This window comes from Gordonia sp. CNJ-863 (assembly GCF_001942325.1).
Classification (GTDB): domain Bacteria; phylum Actinomycetota; class Actinomycetes; order Mycobacteriales; family Mycobacteriaceae; genus Gordonia; species Gordonia alkanivorans.
In genome coordinates this window covers 319,077-338,086 of sequence record NZ_MKKG01000022.1, presented here as the reverse complement: position 1 = coordinate 338,086, position 19,010 = coordinate 319,077, and the positions used below count along the sequence as shown (strand labels likewise).

Sequence of the window (19,010 nt, the reverse complement as noted above, 5' to 3'; positions counted from 1 at the left end):
TGTCTGACGACGACCCTAGCCGAGAATGCCGACCGCATCAAACATTTGTTCGACGTGTTGCGAGACAAGTGTCGGAGTGCCGTGCTACAAATCGAACATCAGTGCATCGAACAGATGATCGACAATCGAACAGTTCGAACGCCGACGACGCAGTCGGAGCACGGACAAGCGTTCGACCGGAAACACGGAGGGCATCATGCGCACCGCCACTCTCATCGACCCCGACCGCTCCACCGATTCGGTCCGTGGTGACGTCCTGGAGCGTCCGCGCCCGATGCGCCGCGGCGACGGCCGCCGGCCCGTCGACGGGCGTCCGGTGCCGGAGTCGGCGGTCCGGGTCCGCCGGGTCGCCTCCACCCGGTGCGCCTCGCCGGTCGGTATGCGGGGTCGTGCACCGGTCGTACCCGTCTCGCGTGTTGCGCATACCGCGCCCTCGGCCGTCATCCGGCGGCGTCGGCGCACGGCGACGGCAATTCTCGCCGGCGTCGGGCTCGCTCTGGCCGTGTGGGTCATCGCGGTCGTCGGTCAGAACTACGCCGCGACGGTCACACCTTCTTCGGTCGGCACCGAGGTCGTACACGTGCGGTCGGGCGACTCGCTGAGCACCATCGCATCGCGCGTCGCCCCCGAGATGCCGCGTGAGGCGGTCGTCGACGAGATCATCCAGCTGAACGACCTCCCGTCGAGCGGGCTGCGCGTCGGTCAGCCGCTGCTCGCCCCCCGGTACCACTGAGCACGGGCGGTATCCTCGATGTCACAGGGACCGGCCGACTACCGGCCTGGCATGCGGCGCGGCTGCACCAGAGTGTCCCGTGACCTGCGTGAGGATACGATGCGCTGCCCCTTCTGCAAGAACGACGACACCAAGGTCATCGACTCGCGTGTCGCTGATGAGGGGCAGGCCATCCGGCGCCGCCGCTCCTGCGTGGAGTGCGGGCGACGCTTCTCGACCGTGGAGAGCGCGGTGCTCGCGGTGGTCAAACGCAACGGCGTCACCGAACCGTTCAGTCGCGAGAAGGTGATGAGGGGCGTCCGGCGCGCATGCCAGGGACGCCACGTCGCCGAGGACGCATTGGCGCAGCTCGCCCAGCAGGTCGAGGACACCGTACGTGCCAGTGGATCGGCCGAGATCCCCAGCAACGAGGTCGGTCTCGCGATCCTCAAGCCGCTGCGCGACCTCGACGAGGTCGCCTACCTGCGGTTCGCGTCGGTCTATCGCTCGTTCGACTCCGTCGAGGACTTCCAGCGCGAGATCGACGACCTCCGAGCCGCCTCAGCCGAGTCGGTCAAGAGTTCGTAGGACCCGCTTCTCCGACACCGGGTACGCGGTGCCGAGCCGTTCGGCGAACAATCCCACCCGCAGCTCCTCGACGAGCCACTGGGCCTCGTCGTTGACGTGCGCCTTCCGGTGGTCGGGCACCTGAGTCAGTCGTTGCGCCCACCGCTCGGTCACCCGGTCGACGACGGCTACTCCGGCCTGATCCCGGGCCGCCGATGCAGGGAGCGCCGACAGGCGGGCCTCGGCGGCCGCGAGGTAGCGCGGCACATTCTCCAGATGTCGTCGTGCGGTGGCGGCGACGAATCCGTCGAAGACGAGATTGTCCAGCTGTTCGGCGACGTCATCGGCCGCGAGTGAACCGGCATGTCGGTCGATCGCGGCACGGACCGGTGCCACCCAACCGAGGGATTCGACGGCGAGAGAGAAGTAGTCCGGTGCCGACTCGGTGATCCGTGGACGCAACTTCTCGGTGAGCACGCGGAATGTCTCGGGAGAGCGCACCGCCGACAGGGTGCCGGCGTCGAGGCCCGCCACGACATCGCGGATGGCGCGACGTGTGCAGTCGGCCAGCAACGCATCGAGATCCGGGTAGGGGCTCTGGCTCAGCGCGAGTCGACCCGCGGCCCCGAGGGAACCGGCCACGCGGCGGTGCAGGGGCGGGATCGCCAGGTCGAGGAGCGCGACGATTCCTCTCGCCGGCAATCGATCACGGGTCTGCTCCGACGCGGCGTCGATCACGACCACCCCGCGCGTGCGTCCGGCGTCGTCGGTGATCGCGTCGATGGTCGGGTAACGGGTGAGGCGTTGTCCGGCGATGTCGACGGTCCGCTGTGCGGCGAGAGTGCCGATGCCCTCGTCGGTCCAGGCGCGATACAGGGTGCGCTTCACCGTCTTCGACGCTGGCGGGGTGGCCGCGCGCTGCAGTTCGGCGATGGAATCGGCTCGCGCGGTGATCTCCCCGGCGTCGTCGGCGACCGCGAAATGCATCCGTAGGTGGGCCGGAATCCGGTCGACGTCGAAATCGCCTGCGGTGACCGTCATCTGCGTGATCGTGGTGAGCTCGCGAGCGAGCCCGACCGTGAGCGGCTCGCTCCGTGGGGTGAGGCGGGCCAGTGCCAGTTCGGCGAAACGCTGTGCCGGCGACATCGACTTGCGTAGCTGCTTCGGCAACGACTTCACCAGTGCGGTGGCCAGTTCCGTCCGCATGCCGGGCACCGACCAGTCGAAACCCGCCGGGCGCACGTGGGGGAGCAGTGCGCGCGGGATGATCACGGTGACACCGTCATCGGGGGCGCCGGGCTCGAACCGGTAGCGGAGTTCGAGTCGGGTGTCGCCCTGCTGCCAGGCGCCCGGATAGTCGGTGGGGGCGGCTTCGGTACTCGCCGCGACGTCCTCCGGCTTGAGATCGAGCAGAGCCGCATCGGAGCGTCGGGCCTTCTTCCACCACGTGTCGAAGTGCCGTGCGGAGGTGACCTCGGCGCCCACCCTCTTGTCGTAGAACTCGAACAGCTGGTCCTCGGTGATCACCAGTCCGCGTGTGCGCATACGGTTCTCGACGTCGGAGGCGGCCTCGAGCAGTGCGCGGTTGCGTTCGAAGAACGGGTGCTGCGTACGCCAGTCGCCCTCGACGAGGGCATGGCGGATGAACAGTTCGCGTGAGACGACCGGGTCGATGGGGCCGTAGTCGACACGACGACGCGCGACGAGGGTGACCCCGTAGAGGGTGACCCGCTCGTAGGCCATCGCGGCACCGCGCTTGGACGACCAGTGCGGTTCGCTGTGCGTGCGCTTGACCAGATCGCCGGCCAGCTTCTCCGCCCACAGCGGGTCGATGCCGGCGACCGTGTGCGCGAACAGTCGCGAGGTCTCGAGGACCTCGGCGGCCATGATGAACGGCGGCGGCTTCTTGGCGAGCGGGGACGCCGGGAAGATCATCAGCGTCGTGTTGCGCGCCCCGGTGAACTCGCGGCCCTCGGTGTTGCGGGCGGCGATGTTGGACAGCAGTCCTGACAGGATCGCGCGATGGACGGCGTCGGCGTCGACCTCGGGCAGGTCGGAACCGGCCGGACTCACCGGCCAGTCGAGGTCCTTGACGATCTCGGTGAGCTGGCGATGCAGGTCCCGCCATTCCCGGATTCGCAGGAAGTGCAGGAACTCCCGTTCGCACATCCGACGGAACTTGCTGCTGGACAACTCCTTGCGCTGTTCGTCGAGGTAGCGCCACAGCTCGACGTAGGACAGGAAGTCCGACTGCGGCACGACGAAGCGCCGGTGCGAGGCGTCGGCGGCCTCGCGATGTTCGGCCGGACGCTCGCGGGGGTCGGGCAGGGACATCGCGGAGGCGATGACCAGCAGGTGGTCGAGGCAGCCGAGTTCGCGACCCGCGATCAGCATCCGTGCGATCCGCGGATCCACCGGGATCCGGGACATCGAGCGCCCGACGGGGGTGAGGCGCGGCGGGCCGCCCTCACGGCTCACGGTGATCGCCCCGAGTTCGGTGAGCACACCCATGCCGTCGCGGATGGCGCGCTCGTCGGGCGGCTGCACGAACGGGAAGTCCGCGATCTCACCGAGTTTCAGCGAGGTCATCTGGAGGATGACGGCGGCGAGGTTGGTACGCAGGATCTCCGGGTCGGTGAACGCGGGCCGGGCGTCGAAGTCGTTCTCGCTGTAGAGCCGAATGCACACACCGGGGGCGACGCGACCGCACCGCCCGGCGCGCTGGCGGGCGCTGGCCTGCGAAACCGGTTCGATGGGAAGGCGATTGACCTTGGTGCGGGTCGAGTACCGGCTGATACGAGCGGTGCCGGTGTCGATGACGTAGCGGATGCCGGGGACAGTCACCGACGTCTCGGCGACGTTGGTGGCCAGCACGATGCGGCGACCGTTCGACGGGGCGAAGACCTTCTGCTGGTCGGCGATCGACAACCGCGCGAACAGCGGGACGATCTCCGCGCCGCCGTTGCGGCCCGTTCCCGTCCGGCGCTTCAACGCATCCGCGGTCTCGCGGATGTCGCGTTCGGTGGGGAGGAAGACCAGGATGTCGCCGCGGCCGCCGGCCCACAGTTCGTCGATCGCGGCGTCGATGCCCTGGATCTGGTCGAGGTCGGCGTGTTCGCCGCCGCCGGTGTCGTCGCCGCTGTCGGGGCGCTCCTGCAGACTCAACGGCCGGTAACGGACCTCGACGGGGTAGGTGCGACCCGACACCTCGATGACCGGGACCGACATCTCGGGTGTGCTGAAATGCCGTGCGAAGCGGGCGGGTTCGATCGTCGCCGAGGTGATGATCACCTTCAGGTCCGGTCGTTGCGGTAGCAGCCGTCGCAGATAGCCGAGGATGAAATCGATGTTGAGGCTGCGCTCGTGGGCCTCGTCGATGATGAGGGTGTCGTAGCGCCGCAGCATCGGATCGGTGGCGATCTCGCGGAGCAGGATGCCGTCGGTCATCACGCGGATCAGGGTGTCGGCGCCCGAGCGGTCGGTGAACCGGACCGAATAGCCGACCGCGTCACCGAGTTCGGTGTCGGTCTCGTCGGCGATGCGCTTGGCCACCGAGCTCGCCGCGATACGACGCGGCTGCGTGTGGCCGATGGTGCCGCGGATGCCCCGGCCGAGTTCGAGGCAGATCTTCGGCAGCTGCGTGGTCTTGCCGGAACCGGTCTCACCGGCCACGACCACGACCTGGTGGTCCCGGATCGCGGCGGCGATCTCCTCGCGGGCGGCCGAGACGGGGAGTTCGTCGGGGAAGCGCAGCACCGGCACCGTGGCCCGGCGACGGTCGAGGCGGTGCCGGGCCTTCTCGACGTCGGCGACGAGCTGTTCCCATCTGTGCGGATCGGGGGTGCGGCCGAGTTTGTCGACCCGGCGGCGCAGACGGTGGGCGTCGACGATCGCGACCGCGTCGAGCGACCGCAGCAGTTCGGAACGGGAGATGCCGGGCTGAGGATCTCGCGGGGCTGGATCTGAGGACTCGACCGACATGATGACTCCAGGATATGGGTCGATGCCGGGGGCGCTCACCTCGCCCGGCATCATGGTGGGCATGTCTGAAACTTCTGGTGCTCTGTGGCACGGCTTCGCCGACATGGGTGCGGTGACCGCGAGTGGCCCCTTCGTCGTGACCAAGGGTGAGGGGACCCGTATCTGGGACCGCGAGGGCAAGGAATACATCGACGCGACCGCCGGTCTGTGGTTCACCAACGTGGGCCACGGGCGTACCGAGATCGCCGACGCGGTGTCGCGTCAGCTCGGCACCATCGCGCACTACTCCAACTTCGGGGACATCGCGAGCGACGTCACGCTGCAGCTCGCCGACGAGCTCGCCGCGATCGCGCCGGTGCCCGGGTCGAAGATCTTCTTCACCTCGGGCGGCAGCGACTCGATCGACACCGCGGTCAAGCTGGCCCGCCGCTACTGGGTGGAGCAGGGCAAGCCCGCCAAGCGCGTCGTCATCAGCCGCACCAAGGCCTATCACGGCATGCACGCCGCCGGTACGTCGCTGGCGGGCATCCCGCTCAACCACGACGGCTACGGCGAACTCATGCACGACGTGCAGAACGTCGACTGGGATGACGCGAAGAGCCTGCTCGGTCTGATCGAGCGGGTCGGCGCCGAGAACATCGCCGCGTTCTTCTGCGAGCCGATCATCGGCGCCGGTGGCATCTACCTGCCGCCGGCCGGATACCTGGACGAGGTCCGTGCGATCTGCCGGGACCACGACATCCTGTTCGTCGTCGACGAGGTCGTCACCGGCTTCGGCCGTATCGCCGGCAACTCGTGGTTCGCCTCGGCACGTTTCGACCTGCAGCCGGACATGATCACCACCGCCAAGGGGCTCACCTCGGGCTACGTGCCGATGGGTGCGGTCTTCATCGCGCCGCGCCTCGCCGAACCGTTCTTCGCCGGCGGCGTCTGGTGGCGCCACGGCTACACCTACGGCGGTCATGCCGCGGCCGCGGCCGCCGCACTGGCCAACCTCGAGATCATCCGCCGCGAGAACCTGCTCGCGGAGGCCACCCGACTCGAGGGCGACCTTGCGGCGGCCCTGTCCCCGCTGGCCGACCTCGACGCGGTGGCCGAGGTGCGCACCGGGCTCGGTGCGGTCACCGCGGTGCAGCTCGCCGATCCGGCGACGGCGCCGGCCACGGTGGTGAAGCTGCGTGAGCACGGCGTCAGCACACGCGCCGCCGGGCAGGGTGCGCTGCAGATCTCGCCCTCGTTCGTCATGACGACCGACGAGGTCGGCGAGATGGCCGACCGCATCCGTGCCGCGCTGAGCTGACGGCCCGAACACTGTCGAACACCACGAAGCCCGGCTGCCGAAAGGCAGCCGGGCTTCGTCGTGTTGCCTGGATCAGGCGTTCGCGAGCACCTCGGTGGTGGCGATGGCCTGGGCCACACCGGTCACGATCGAGGCGACCTTGAGGGCCTCGAAGATGGCCTCGCGGTCGACGCCGGCCTCACGCAGGGTGTTCTCGTGGGCGGCGACGCAGTGTCCGCAGCCGTTGATCGAGGACACGGCGAACGACCACAGCTCGAACGCGGCCTTGTCGACACCCGGGTTGCCGATGATGTTCATCCGCAGGCCGGGACGCAGGTCGTCGTACTTGCCGTCGAGGAAGCCGCGACCGCGGTAGAACACGTTGTTCATACCCATGATCGACGCGGCACCGAGTGCGGCGTTGTAGGCCTCGGCCGACAGGTTGTCAGCGGCCTCGTCGGCGATCTCGCTGAGCACCTTGGCGCTCTTGGTGGCAGCGGCGGTCGACAGCAGGGTTCCCCACAGCTGCTCCTCGTTCAGCGCGGTGGTGCGGCTGATCGAACCGAGGTTGAGCTTGAGGTCCTTCGCGTACTCCGGAAGGGCTTCCTTGAGATTGTCGATGCTCATCTTGATCTCCTTCTCTAGACGCCCGAGGACATGAGCTCGCCGGCGTCGATCGTCGGGTCACCCTTCTTCCAGTTGCAGGCGCACAGCTCGTCGGACTGCAGGGCGTCGAGGACGCGCAGCACCTCGTCGACGTTGCGGCCCACGGAACCGGCGGTGACCGACACGAACTGGATCTCGTTGTTCGGGTCGATGATGAAGGTGGCGCGATCGGCGACCCCGTCGGCGTTGAGAACGCCTGCAGCGGTGGCCAGCTCACGCTTCAGATCGCTCATCATCGGGAACGGCAGGGTCTTCAGGTCCTCGTGCTGTGCACGCCACTGGAAGTGGACGAACTCGTTGTCGACCGAGGCGCCGAGCACCTGGGTGTCACGATCGGCGAACTCGTCGTTCAGCTTGCCGAACGCGGCGATCTCGGTCGGGCACACGAAGGTGAAGTCCTTCGGCCAGAAGAAGACGACGCGCCACTGGCCGGGGTGGTCGTCGGAGGTGACGGTGGTGAAGTAGTCATCGGGCTGCTGGGCGTTGACCTTGCTGAGGTCGCCACCGATCACGGCGGTGAGGTTGTAGGCGGGGAACTGGTCACCGATGGTGAGCAGGGCCATGTATCGCTCCTTCAGCTGAGGGGGTGTACCGGAATTGCGCGCGAAAGACTTTCGCGACGTACGAGTACTATCGTGCCGGAAATTCGACAAAAGCGAAACGTGATTAGTAGCACTACACTGATAGCCATGCCCGATAAAACTTATCAGCCCACCATCGCCGGTCTGCGCGCGTTCGTGGCGCTCGCCCAGCGCAGACACTTCGGGTCCGCCGCCGCGGACCTGGGAGTGAGCCAGCCGTCGCTGTCGCAGGCCCTGTCGGCGCTCGAGACGGGTCTCGGGGTGACGCTCGTCGAACGGACGACGCGCCGGGTGCTGCTGACCCAGGACGGCGAGGAACTGCTGCCGCGGGCGATCGCGGCCGTGGACGCCGTCGACGAGTTCACCGCGGCGGCCGCGGGTGCCGGTCAGCCGCTGCACGGGGCGATCCGGCTGGGAGTCATCCCGACGGTCGCGCCCTACGTGCTGCCCGCGGTGCTGCGCGGACTCGCCGAGAGGCTTCCGGACCTGCGGCCCCGCGTCGTCGAGGAACAGACCGGGCGGCTCGTCGAACAGCTGCGGGGCGGCACGCTCGACGTGGCGCTCCTGGCGCTGCCGCTCGACGTGCCCGGAATCGCCGAGATACCGCTCTACCGTGAGGATTTCGTCCTCGCCCTGCCGGCCGGGCACGCTCTTGCCGGCAAACGACGGGTGGACCCGAGCGCATTGGCCGACCTGCCGTTGCTGCTGCTCGACGAGGGGCACTGCCTGCGGGACCAGGCGCTGGAGGTGTGTGCTCTCGCTGGGGTCCGGCCCGACCTGGGGCAGACGCGCGCGGCATCGCTGACGACGGCCGTGCACTGCGTCGTGGGCGGGCTCGGGGTGACCCTCATCCCGCAGACCGCGGTCGCGTCGGAGACGGCTTCGGGGGACCTGGCGATCGCCACCTTCGCCTCGCCGCGACCGGGGCGGCGGATCGGGGTCGTCTTCCGCCGGTCCGCACGCCACGACGACGCGTATCGACAGCTCGCGACGATCATCGGGGAGATCGTCGCCGACACCGGCGCCGTCACGCCGGTGTGAGGGTCAGACCTCCGCGGCCTGGGCGGCGAGTGCCTCCCACTCGTCGACGAGACTCGAGTCGACCTCGCGGACCATGGTGCCGAGATCGGCCACGATCTGTTCGATCTCCGGCGTCACCGCACTGGTCGGAACGCCCTGGCGGAGAACCCGATAGCAGTCGGACAGGTAGCGCAGCACCACGCCCTCGCTGCGGGCGAGACCGTAGGCGGAGATCAGCTCGGTGAAGGTCATCGCCTTCTCCAGCATCTCGCGGAGCACCGACTTCGGGTTGGGTGGGAACGACGCCACCCAGGGGTGACCGCGCCGGTAGATCTCGAAGGCGCCGAAGATCTCCTCGAAGAGCGGCTGCGGCCAGGTGATGTCCTCCAGCCGCGTCATCCGTTCCTCGTACTCGATGCCGTCGGCCTTCATCTCGGCGATCGCGGCGTCCCGGGCGACCTTGCGCTGGGCGAGCAGCAACGGTCGCGGGTTCTCCAGCGTCGACTCGAGAACGGAGATGACATCGAGGGCGTACGTGGAGGATTCGGGGTCGAGGATCTCGAACGTGGCCATCGCGAACGCGGACAGCGGGTTGGTCAGCGCGAAGTTCTCCGGCATGTCCACGCTGAGCGCGATGTGCCGGCCGGTCTCGTCCGGTTGGTCGAGCTGCACGACGATGCCGGCATCGCGCAGGCCGCGATAGAGCTCGATGGTGTGCTTGATGTGGCGCAGCTGCCGATCTCGCGGTTCGTGGTTGTCCTCGAGCAGGTGCCGGATGGCGGCGAAACAGTCGCCGGGACGGCCGAGGACCTCGAGCAGCATCGCGGTGGTCATCTGGAAGTGCGACCGCAGCGGCTCGTCGGGCGCGTCGATCAGCTGGGTGAAGGTCTTCTCTCCCCACGACACGAAACCCTCGGGAGGCTTGCGGCGCACCAGTTTCCGCAGCTTCTTCGGATCGTCGCCGGCCTTGGCGACGGCGCGGGCGTTCTCCACGTCGTGCTCGGGTGCCTGAGCCACGACGTACCCGACGGTGTCGAAGCCGGCGCGGCCGGCGCGGCCCGCGATCTGATGGAACTCCCGCGCCCGGAGGCGACGGACGCGGCGACCGTCGTACTTGCTCAACCCGGCGAACAGCACCGTGCGGATCGGCACGTTGATGCCCACGCCCAGCGTGTCGGTGCCGGCGATCACCTTCAGGAGTCCCTGCTGCGCAAGACGTTCGACGAGGCGACGGTAGCGGGGGAGCATCCCGGCGTGGTGGACGCCGACACCCGAACGCAGCAGCTTCGACAGGGTGTTGCCGAAGCCGGTGGAGAAGCGGAAGTCGCCGATCGCCTCGGCGATGGCGGCCTTCTCCTCCTTGTCGCAGATCTTGACGCTCAGGAGAGCCTGGGCGCGTTCGACCGCGGCGGCCTGGGTGAAGTGCACCACGTAGACCGGGGCGCGACCGCGGTCGACGAGATCGGCGATGGTCTCGTGGATCGGGGTCATCGCATAGTCGTGGACGAGCGGCACGGGCCGCTGGGCGCCGGTGACCTCGACCGTGTCGCGGCCGGTGCGGCGCGCGAGATCGTCGACGAAGAACGAGACGTCACCGAGCGTTGCCGACATCAGCAGGAACTGCGTGGAGGGCAGCTCGATGAGCGGGACCTGCCACGCCCAGCCGCGGTCGGGTTCGCCGTAGTAGTGGAACTCGTCGGCGACGAGCGTGCCGATGTCGCTGTCGCCACCGGCGGCGAGGGCCAGGTTCGCGACGATCTCGGCGGTGGCGCAGACGATCGGCGCATCCGGGTTGACCGACGCGTCACCGGTCAGCAGACCGACCTGGTCGGCGCCGAACATCCCGCACAGTTCGAAGAACTTCTCGCTGACGAGGGCCTTGATCGGCGCGGTGTAGAAGGCCCGCTCGCCCCGGCAGCGCGCGAAATACAGTGCGCCGGCGGCCACGAGCGACTTGCCCGAACCGGTCGGGGTCGCCAGGATGACGTGGCTGCCGGCGAGCAGCTCGAGCAGGGCCTCTTCCTGGTGTTCGTACAGGTCGAGGCCACGATCGGTCCACCACTGTGTGTAGGTGTCGAGCGCCTGGTCCTCATCGTCGACGGGCACCAGGGCCGTCGGGCTCGCGGTCAGATCGACGATCGCGGTCCCTCGTCTCCGGGCTCATCGTCCTTCGGGGTCTGCTCGGCTGCCTGCTCGGCGAGGAACCGTTCGAGTTCGGCGCCCAGTTCGTCGCCGCTGGGCAGCGACTCCTCGGCGGCGAGCAGCGACGCGCGCTCCTCGGCGGCCTGGGTGAAGGTGTCGTACTGCGTCTCCAATGCGGCGACGACCGACTCGATCTCGGAGTTGCCCTCGACCTCGGTGTCGACCTGGGCGCGCACCTTCTCGGCGGCGCTCTCGAGCGCGGCGAGCGGCAGGTCGAGACCGGCCAGTTCGGCGACCGCGGACAACAGTCGCGCAGAGGCCGCCGGGTAGTTGGTCTGCGCCAGGTAGTGCGGCACGTGGACCGACAGGCCGGAGGCCCGGTAGTCGTGCTCACCCATCCGCAGTTCGAGCAGCATCGAGGCGCTCGCGGGCAGCTTCATCGCCGAACCCCAGCGCGGGAGGTCGCCAAGGGCGTCGGGGTCGCTCCCGTGCGCGGTGATCGACGGCGGACGCGTGTGCGGCACGGCCATCGGGATGGCGTTGAGTCCGATCACATCGGTGACGCCCAGCCGGTCGGACAGGCGGCGCACCGCGTCGACGAACTGCTCCCAGCGCAGATCGGGTTCGGCGCCGGCCAGCAGCAGGAAGCCCTTCCCCGAGTTGTCGCGGATCGCGTGCAGGGTCAGCGCCGGCATCTCGACCTCCGTGAAGGTCTCACCGCTGAACGAGATCGTCGGGCGGCGGGAGCGGTAGTCCATCAGCTCGTCGGACGAGAACGTCGCGACCAGTTCCGACTCCAGGCTGTCCCGGAGGTGGGCGGCCGCGAGAGCGACGGCGTGGCCGGCGTCGGCGAACCCCTCGAGAGCATGGATCAGAACGGGGCCCGTGCCGTCGGCGCGGGTGACCTTCGGAGCGGGAAAGGCGAGTTCGTACAGCGCGTCGTTCCGCGCGGGTTGCTCGTCCACGTCATCCCTCCTTGTACGTGGCGGCCGTGGCACAGCACGGCCGGATTCTCGTCATATGTCTCATTGTCTCGCACCTCCGGTCGCGGTTGGGCACCGGCGTCCGGCGAGACACCGAATATGTAACGACATAGCCGCGCCAGGGATTCCCTCGTCGGGTGTGTCACCCGCACGGGCGGGCTCTCGCGGTGGCACAGTAGATCGCTGTGACCCCGGCAACCGCTGCACCCCGTACGTCCTCCGGACGCCGCCTGCCCGTGCTCGTGCTGGCCGCCGCCTGCGTCTTTTTCGCCGGTGGTGTCCTCTCGGCGTGTTCGATCGCGGGTGACGCCCAGTCGGCGAACCCGGACCTCTCGTCGAGGTCGGTGCTGGCCTCGGACTTCCCGGGTGGACCGGCGAGCCCGATCCCGCCCCAGGCGGTGGCCAACGCACTGGCCGACGTGACCGGCAGCCCGGCGCCGGGGCAGGGGGCCGACACCGAGGTCTCACCGGCCGACTGCGCACCTGCCCCGGTCTCCGCCGACGGCGCCGTCGCCTTCCTCGGCCCCGGCACCGCGGAACGCTCGACCCTGACCACCGTCGTCGCCCACGTCGACACCCCGCTCGCCGAGGTCGTGCAGCGCGCCGAGAGGTGCCCGGAACTGACAACGACCACCTTCGGGGCGTCGTCGACGGTGACCACCGAGGTCCTGCCCGCCCCGCCCGCACGGGACGGCGTCGAGACCGCGACCATCCGCCGCACCATCGTCACCGGCGGTGGTACCGCACCGGTCACCACCAGCTCGCTCGCATTGACAGGCCAGCGCGACGGGGTCCGTGTGTACGCCGAATATCGTTGGCCCGCAGCAGGTCCGGTGCCCGCCGAGGATTCGGCTGCGCTCGACGAGCTGTTCACCAAGGCGGTGTCGGCCGCCTTCGGCTGAGAAGACCACGGCCTGTGGACGGGCCGCCGCGGTTGTCCACAGGTCAGCCGGCGCGCCGTCGAGGCGCCCTCACGCGGCCGATGCTTCGTGCATGCCCGCCTTCGCGTCCTCCCGTTCCGTCCGTGACCCCATCGACCCGACGACGCTGCTGACGGCGATACCGGCGTTGCTCGGCTTCATCCCGGAACGCTCGATCATCGTGGTCGCCTTCGCGCCCGACCGGGGGATCTCGGCCACCATGCGCCACGATCTCGCCCTCGACGACGCCGGCGAACCGACATCCGAGCTGTCCACTGTGCTCGCGGGACTCGGGGCGATCACCCACTCCTACGGCGCCGACGAGGTGGTGGCGATCATCGCCGACAACCGCTATCCGGCCGACAGTCCTCGGTATCGACGGGTGCTCGCGATCGCCGACCGCCACTTCGACGCCATCGGGGGTGTCGCCGCCGGATTCGCTCTGTCCGCCTTCGATGCCGGGGCGGCGTGGTCGGTGATCTGGTGTCCCGACGGGCAAGCGTGGTCGGTCGACGTCCTCGACGACCGCGAGGGCGTCCTCGACGATCCGCAGACCTGTCCGACCGCCATCGCCGAGGCGGTGAAATCCGGCCGGCGCATCCTGCCGCGCCGGTCGGAGATGCGGGCCATGCTCGAACCGGTCGCCGGGGAGTGCAGCGCCGGACGGCCCTGCCCGGACTGCACCCGCGGCGTCGTTCCACTCGGGCGGGCGATGTCCGACGCGCAGCTGCTGGACCTCACGATCGGATCGGTCGCCGACGGCGGGGGACCGCTGGACTGCGCGGAGGTCGCCGTGCTGGAACAGGCCGTCCGACGACCTCAGGTCCGCGACGCCGCGCTGGCGCTCGCCGTCACCGACCTACGAGAAGACGCCGAATCGGTGTGGCGAGAACTCACACGCCGCCTGGCCGGACCCGGCCGTGCAGGAGCGGCCACCCTCCTGGCACATCTGCACTACATCGGCGGGGAAGGGGCGTACGCCGGAGTCGCACTCGACGTCGCCCTCGAAGCCGACCCGGACGCGAACCTGGCCCGACTCCTCGACACCGCCCTGCGGGCCGGCGTCCGGCCGACGATGCTGTGGGAGATGATCGACGGTTCCTACGGCACCGCCCGGGAACTCGGGGTCCAGATGCCAGAGATCACCCGGCGCGCCGCCGGGTGATCTCCGAGATTTTGTGGTGCCGGCCTCGTTGGGCCAGACCGCTGCCGCGTCAGACCTTCTCCACGACCTTCTCGACGAAGACCGAATGCGCCATGTCGGCGGAGAGCTCCAGGCCCTCGTGTCCGGGGGTGTTGATCGTGATGGTGCCGGCGACGTTGGTCACGGTCACGCGGGCGTTCGGAACCACGCCGGCCTCCCGCAGATGCGAGATGAGACCCACGTCGGACTGTGCGTGCTCGGACAGTCGCCGCACGATGACCGCCACGGTGTCGCCTGCGGGCAGATCCGCGATCCGGGTCGCACCGTCGTCGGTCGAGGACACCTCGACGCCGAGCAGATCCAGACCCGGGATCGGGTTGCCGTAGGGCGAGGTCGTCGGGTACTCGAGCACGGCGAGCAGACGACGCTCGACGTTCTCGCTCATCACGTGCTCCCAGCGGCAGGCCTCCTCGTGGACCTGGTCCCAGGGCATGCCGATGACGTCGACCAGGAGCCGCTCGGCCAGGCGGTGCTTGCGCATGACCGCGACGGCCAGCGACCGGCCGCGCTCGGTCAGTTCGAGATGGCGGTCGCCCGCGACGCGCAGAAGTCCGTCGCGTTCCATCCGGGCGACGGTCTGGGAGACGGTCGGGCCGCTTTGGTCCAGGCGCTCGGCGATACGCGCCCGCAGCGGCATGATCCCCTCTTCCTCGAGGTCGTAGATCGTCCGCAGATACATCTCGGTGGTGTCAACCAGATCGTTCACTGTGCCCAATCCCTTTCGTCCCCGCCAAGATTACCCTGTTCGCCCACGGTGACAGCCCTCTCACGAGGCCGCGGCACATGGCGACGACCCCGACCGTACCCACATGTGGTCGAACCGACATCGTCCAGCCGCCCGCCAGGTGAACCACTAGCCTGAACCTGTGACCGACACTTCCACGACGGCCGTCATCTGGAGCGAGGACTTCCTGTCCTACCGGTGGGCCCACACCCACCCGATGAATCCCGTGAGGCTCGCGCTGACGATGACCCTCGCCCAGAGCCTCGGGGTGCTCGACGACGTCGAGACGGTGCCGCCGCAGGCCATCGACGACGACGCCCTCACCGCGGTGCACACCCGCGACTACATCGACGCCGTCCGCGCGGTGGGTTCCGGCACCGCGTCGCTGTCGGGTCCGCTGCTCGAGCGGCTGTTCGGACTGGGCGACGCGGACAACCCGGTGTTCGCCGGGATGCACGAGGCCGCCCGGCTCCTCGTCGGCGGCACCCTCGCCGCCGCGCAGACCGTGGCGTCGGGTGCCGCGACCCGCGCGGTCAACATCGGCGGTGGCATGCACCACGCGATGAAGGCCCGGGCCGCCGGGTTCTGCATCTACAACGACTGCGCGATCGCGATCCGATACCTGCTGGACAAAGGCTTCGACCGGATCGCCTACATCGACGTCGACGCCCACCACGGCGACGGCGTCCAGGTGGAGTTCGCGGCGGACCCGCGCGTGATGACCGTCTCGCTGCACCAGCATCCCGCGACGCTGTGGCCGGGGACGGGCTGGCCGACCGAGGTCGGCGACGGCGACGCGCAGGGGAGTGCGGTCAACCTCGCGCTGATGCCCAACACCGAGGATCGCCTGTGGCTGCGGGCATTCCATGCCGTCGTGCCGTCACTGATCGCCGGGTTCAAACCGCAGATCATCGTCAGTCAGTGCGGCGCCGACAGTCATCGCGCCGATCCCCTCACCGACCTGTCGCTCACCGTCGAGGGGCAGCGCGCGGCGATGATCGCGATGCGTGATCTCGCCGACAAATACTGTGAGGGACGGTGGATCGCGGTCGGCGGTGGTGGCTACGGCGTCGTCAACGTGGTGCCGCGCAGCTGGACCCACCTGCTCGGCGTCGCTCTCGACCGGGAGATCGACCCGACCACGACCATCGACGAATCCTGGTGCGCCACAGCCGAACAGATCTCCACCCAGGTGCACTCCGACTATGCCCGGCCGCCGGTCGGGGTGATGGGCGACGGCGGCGACGTCGACTATCAGCCGTGGGACGGCGATGCGGGTCAGGAGCCATTCGAGGGGGTGAGTGCAACGGCACAGCGACAGACCGATCGCGCGATCCTGGCGACCCGCCGCGCGGTGTACCCTCTGCACGGTCTCGACCCGGAGGATCCCCGTGACTGATCAGGACGTGTCGTCCACCCCAGAGCAAACGCCGACCACGCCGGAAACACTGGCCGATCAGCCCGAACCCCGTGGCGCGTGGGACTATCCGCGACACTGGATCGCCGACGTGCTGGCCTCCGACGGCGGGGTCGTGCACCTGCGTCCGATCGTCCCCGACGACGCCGAGCGGATCGTCGCCTTCCATTCCAAGCTCTCCGAACGCACCCGCTACATGCGGTACTTCGGCCCGACACCGACGCTGCCGCCCCGCGAGGTCGCCCGGATGACGACCGTCGACCATCAGCAGCGCGTGGCGATCGTGGCGGTGCTCGGCGGCGAGATCATCGCCGTCGGCATCTACGAGGGACTCGCCTTCGACGGCAAGCCGGAATCGGCCGAGGTCGCCTTCGTCGTGGCCGACGAACACCAGGGCCGCGGTCTCGGACCGATCCTGCTCGAACACCTCGCGGGCGCCGCGGCCGAGAACGGTTTCACCCGCTTCGAGGCCGAGGTGCTCAGCGAGAACCCGAACATGGTCGCCGTGTTCCGCGACGCCGGCTACCAACTCGCCCGCAGCTTCGACGGCTCGACGGTGCACGTGGAGTTCCTGATCGACCCGACCGAGGCGCTCCTGTCGGTGCGCAACGCCCGCGAGAACGCGTCGGAGGCCCGCAGCGTCGCGAACCTGCTGCGCCCCACCTCGGTCGCGGTCATCGGTGCGTCGACCGATCCGAACAAGGTCGGCAACGCGTTGCTGGCCAACATCATCGCCGGCGGGTTCACCGGTCCGGTCTTCCCGGTGAACGGACCGGCCCGCGTCGAGGAGGAGCCCGGTAGCGACGCGCAGCGGCTCGGTCGCATGACGAGCCCGAGCCGGAAGCGAACCCGCGAACGGCCGCCGTCGGTCCGCGGCATCCGTGCCTACGAGACGGTGCGTGACATCCCGGACCCGGTGGATCTCGCGGTGGTCGCGGTCCCGGCGTCCCGGGTCGACGACGTCCTCGACGACTGTCTGGTGAAGGGTGTGCGGACGCTGGTCGTCGTGTCGGCGGGTTTCGGTGACTCCGGCGAGGAGGAGGGCCTCGAGAACGAGCGTCGCCTCGTCGCGCAGGTCCGCGAACACGGCATGCGGCTCGTCGGGCCGAACGCGCTCGGCGTGGCCAACAACGACGCCGGGATCGCGCTCAACGCCACACTTGCACCGCGGATCCCGGCTGCCGGCCGGGTCGGGTTCTTCTGCCAGTCCGGTGCGCTGGGCATCGCGATCCTCGACACCGCTGCCCGGCGGCAGATCGGGTTGTCGACCTTCGTCTCGGCGGGCAACCGTGCCGACGTCTCCGGCAACGACCTGCTGCAGTACTGGGACAGCGACGCCTCGACCGACGTGATCCTGCTCTACCTGGAGAGCTTCGGTAACCCGCGCAAGTTCTCGCGCATCTCGCGGCGGGTGTCGCGGGCCAAGCCGATCGTCGCGGTGAAGTCGGGCAGGGGAGCGATGAGCCCGGTCCGTGCGGCCCGGTCGACGGCCAACTTCGACGACCAGATCGCGCGCATGATGCTCGAACAGGCCGGTGTCATCCAGGTCGAGACGATCCCCGAGTTGTTCGACTGCGCGGCGTTGTTCGCCTATCAGCCGCTACCGCGCGGACCCCGCGTTCGGATCATCGGCAACTCGTCGGTGCTGGGCAGTCTCGCCGCCGACCAGGCACGCAACGGCGGCCTCGAGGTCGTCGACAACATCGACCTCGGTGCGGGGGCGTCGGAGGAACTGTTCGAAGATGCCGTCTCGGCGGCCATGACCGACACCGGCGTGGACGCGATCATCGTCGTCTTCGTGCCGCCGGTGGCGGTGGACGCCGACTGGCACGCCCGCGCACTGATGGCCGCGGCCAACACGCCGGGTGCCGATGGCGAGAAGCCGATCGTCACGACGTTCCTCGCCGTCGACGGCATCCCGCCGGGTCTCACCAAACCCGGCCCGAACGGTATGCCCGAACGCGGGTCCATCCCGTCATATGCCAGCCCGGAGCGCGCCGCGGCGTCATTGGCCCGTGCGTGGCAGTACGCGAAGTGGAAGTTGCGGCCGGAGTCGGCGATCCACCGGGCCGAGGGCACCGACCCCGAGGCGGCCCGTATGTACGTCCGCGAGGCGATGGACTCGGACGGGCAGTCGTCGGACCGTCTCCTCGGCCAGGTCGAGTCGGCGAGACTGCTGCGCTGGTACGGCGTCTCGGTCGTCCCGTTCCGTGAGGTCAGGACGATGCACGAGGCGTCGGCCGCAGCGCGGGAACTCGGCTTCCCGGTGGCGGTGAAGGCCACCTCGCCCAAGTGGCGGGGTCGTCTCGACCGTGAGGGTGCCCGGCTCGACCTGCCCGACGCGACGGCGGTCGTCAACGCGTTCGCCGAGCTGAGCGAACTCACCGGCGATCACGTCCTGCATGTCCAGAAGATGGCCCCGAAGGGCGTCGGCACGGTCATCCGCGTCCGCGACGACGAGTCGTTCGGGTCGGTGATCTCGTTCGGGTTGTCCGGGCGGACCTTCGACCTGCTCGGGGACCACGGCTACCGGGCGATCCCGCTCACCGAACCCGACGCCCGTGAACTGATCGACGAACCGCGTTCGGCGCCGCTCCTCTCCGGGTATCGAGGTGAGGAACCGGCCGACAAGGAGGCACTCGTCGACCTGTTGCTGCGGATCTCCACACTCGTCGACGACATCCCCGAGGTGCGCGACGTGCTCTGCGACCCGATCCTCGTGTCGGTCGAGGGCGCCTCGGTGCTCAACGCCCAGATACGAGTCGGCCCGGTGCCCGGAAGACGGGACACCGGACCGAGACGGCTCAGCTAGGA

At 69.2% G+C, this 19,010-nt stretch carries 14 protein-coding genes; 8 read left to right on the top strand and 6 right to left on the bottom strand.

What is annotated here, in order from left to right; translation table 11 throughout:
- Positions 1-196 precede the first annotated feature (196 nt).
- Both BJF87_RS13415 and nrdR read left to right on the top strand, forming a co-directional pair.
- Positions 197-733 (top strand): LysM peptidoglycan-binding domain-containing protein, encoded by a 537-nt coding sequence (locus BJF87_RS13415; protein ID WP_006359511.1) that lies wholly within the window; start codon positions 197-199, stop codon positions 731-733.
- Between the two features lie 99 nt (positions 734-832).
- Positions 833-1,300, top strand: coding sequence for a transcriptional regulator NrdR (gene nrdR / locus BJF87_RS13410; RefSeq protein ID WP_035754175.1), 468 nt, complete (start codon positions 833-835; stop codon positions 1,298-1,300).
- On the opposite strand, the gene hrpA is transcribed toward nrdR, so the two are convergent.
- Entirely contained in the window at positions 1,274-5,260 is a 3,987-nt protein-coding gene (gene hrpA, locus BJF87_RS13405) for an ATP-dependent RNA helicase HrpA (protein WP_075863340.1), read from the bottom strand. The genes nrdR and hrpA overlap by 27 nt on opposite strands.
- 22 nt (positions 5,261-5,282) lie before the next feature.
- Between hrpA and BJF87_RS13400 the strand changes: the two genes are divergently transcribed.
- Positions 5,283-6,560 carry an aspartate aminotransferase family protein gene (locus BJF87_RS13400; RefSeq protein ID WP_006359508.1) on the top strand — a complete coding sequence of 426 codons (1,278 nt, stop codon included), beginning with the start codon at positions 5,283-5,285 and terminating at the stop codon, positions 6,558-6,560.
- Between the two features lie 72 nt (positions 6,561-6,632).
- Here the strand turns inward: BJF87_RS13400 and BJF87_RS13395 are convergent, their stop codons facing one another.
- Together BJF87_RS13395 and BJF87_RS13390 are read right to left on the bottom strand one after the other, a co-directional pair.
- Positions 6,633-7,166, bottom strand: a complete 534-nt coding sequence (locus BJF87_RS13395; protein ID WP_006359507.1) for an alkyl hydroperoxide reductase — start codon at positions 7,164-7,166, stop codon at positions 6,633-6,635.
- 14 nt (positions 7,167-7,180) lie between these two features.
- Entirely contained in the window at positions 7,181-7,768 is a 588-nt protein-coding gene (locus tag BJF87_RS13390) for a peroxiredoxin (protein WP_006359506.1), read from the bottom strand.
- Between the two features lie 126 nt (positions 7,769-7,894).
- On the opposite strand from BJF87_RS13390, the gene BJF87_RS13385 reads away from it, so the two are divergent.
- Positions 7,895-8,827, top strand: coding sequence for a hydrogen peroxide-inducible genes activator (locus BJF87_RS13385; protein ID WP_006359505.1), 933 nt, complete (start codon positions 7,895-7,897; stop codon positions 8,825-8,827).
- A gap of 3 nt (positions 8,828-8,830) precedes the next feature.
- Here the strand turns inward: BJF87_RS13385 and BJF87_RS13380 are convergent, their stop codons facing one another.
- Complete coding sequence (locus BJF87_RS13380) at positions 8,831-10,912, bottom strand: RNA helicase (protein ID WP_006359504.1); 2,082 nt, start codon at positions 10,910-10,912, stop codon at positions 8,831-8,833.
- A 20-nt stretch (positions 10,913-10,932) separates the two neighbouring features.
- On the bottom strand, positions 10,933-11,913 hold the full coding sequence (locus tag BJF87_RS13375) for a PAC2 family protein (protein ID WP_006359503.1): 981 nt from the start codon (positions 11,911-11,913) through the stop codon (positions 10,933-10,935).
- Between the two features lie 254 nt (positions 11,914-12,167).
- Here BJF87_RS13375 and BJF87_RS13370 point away from each other — a divergent pair, with 254 nt between their 5' ends.
- Both BJF87_RS13370 and BJF87_RS13365 read left to right on the top strand, forming a co-directional pair.
- The gene (locus BJF87_RS13370) at positions 12,168-12,833 is read left to right on the top strand and encodes a hypothetical protein (protein ID WP_006359502.1); all 666 of its coding nucleotides are present in this window, start codon (positions 12,168-12,170) and stop codon (positions 12,831-12,833) included.
- A gap of 91 nt (positions 12,834-12,924) precedes the next feature.
- Positions 12,925-14,016, top strand: a complete 1,092-nt coding sequence (locus BJF87_RS13365) for a DUF4192 domain-containing protein (protein ID WP_006359501.1) — start codon at positions 12,925-12,927, stop codon at positions 14,014-14,016.
- Positions 14,017-14,065: 49 nt separating this feature from the next.
- Here BJF87_RS13365 and BJF87_RS13360 read toward each other — a convergent pair whose 3' ends face one another.
- Positions 14,066-14,761 carry a metal-dependent transcriptional regulator gene (locus BJF87_RS13360; protein WP_006359500.1) on the bottom strand — a complete coding sequence of 232 codons (696 nt, stop codon included), beginning with the start codon at positions 14,759-14,761 and terminating at the stop codon, positions 14,066-14,068.
- A 160-nt stretch (positions 14,762-14,921) separates the two neighbouring features.
- On the opposite strand from BJF87_RS13360, the gene BJF87_RS13355 reads away from it, so the two are divergent.
- Together BJF87_RS13355 and BJF87_RS13350 are read left to right on the top strand one after the other, a co-directional pair.
- The gene (locus BJF87_RS13355; RefSeq protein WP_006359499.1) at positions 14,922-16,178 is read left to right on the top strand and encodes an acetoin utilization protein AcuC; all 1,257 of its coding nucleotides are present in this window, start codon (positions 14,922-14,924) and stop codon (positions 16,176-16,178) included.
- The gene (locus BJF87_RS13350; protein WP_035754135.1) at positions 16,171-19,008 is read left to right on the top strand and encodes a bifunctional GNAT family N-acetyltransferase/acetate--CoA ligase family protein; all 2,838 of its coding nucleotides are present in this window, start codon (positions 16,171-16,173) and stop codon (positions 19,006-19,008) included. Before BJF87_RS13355 ends, BJF87_RS13350 begins: the two co-directional genes overlap by 8 nt.
- Positions 19,009-19,010: the final 2 nt, after the last annotated feature.

Coding starts and splice junctions, on each gene's coding strand:
- BJF87_RS13415 (WP_006359511.1), top strand. CDS start 197: ATGCGCACCGCCACTCTCATCGACCCCGACCGCTCCACCGATTCGGTC.
- nrdR (WP_035754175.1), top strand. CDS start 833: ATGCGCTGCCCCTTCTGCAAGAACGACGACACCAAGGTCATCGACTCG.
- hrpA (WP_075863340.1), bottom strand. CDS start 5,260: ATGTCGGTCGAGTCCTCAGATCCAGCCCCGCGAGATCCTCAGCCCGGC.
- BJF87_RS13400 (WP_006359508.1), top strand. CDS start 5,283: ATGCCGGGGGCGCTCACCTCGCCCGGCATCATGGTGGGCATGTCTGAA.
- BJF87_RS13395 (WP_006359507.1), bottom strand. CDS start 7,166: ATGAGCATCGACAATCTCAAGGAAGCCCTTCCGGAGTACGCGAAGGAC.
- BJF87_RS13390 (WP_006359506.1), bottom strand. CDS start 7,768: ATGGCCCTGCTCACCATCGGTGACCAGTTCCCCGCCTACAACCTCACC.
- BJF87_RS13385 (WP_006359505.1), top strand. CDS start 7,895: ATGCCCGATAAAACTTATCAGCCCACCATCGCCGGTCTGCGCGCGTTC.
- BJF87_RS13365 (WP_006359501.1), top strand. CDS start 12,925: ATGCCCGCCTTCGCGTCCTCCCGTTCCGTCCGTGACCCCATCGACCCG.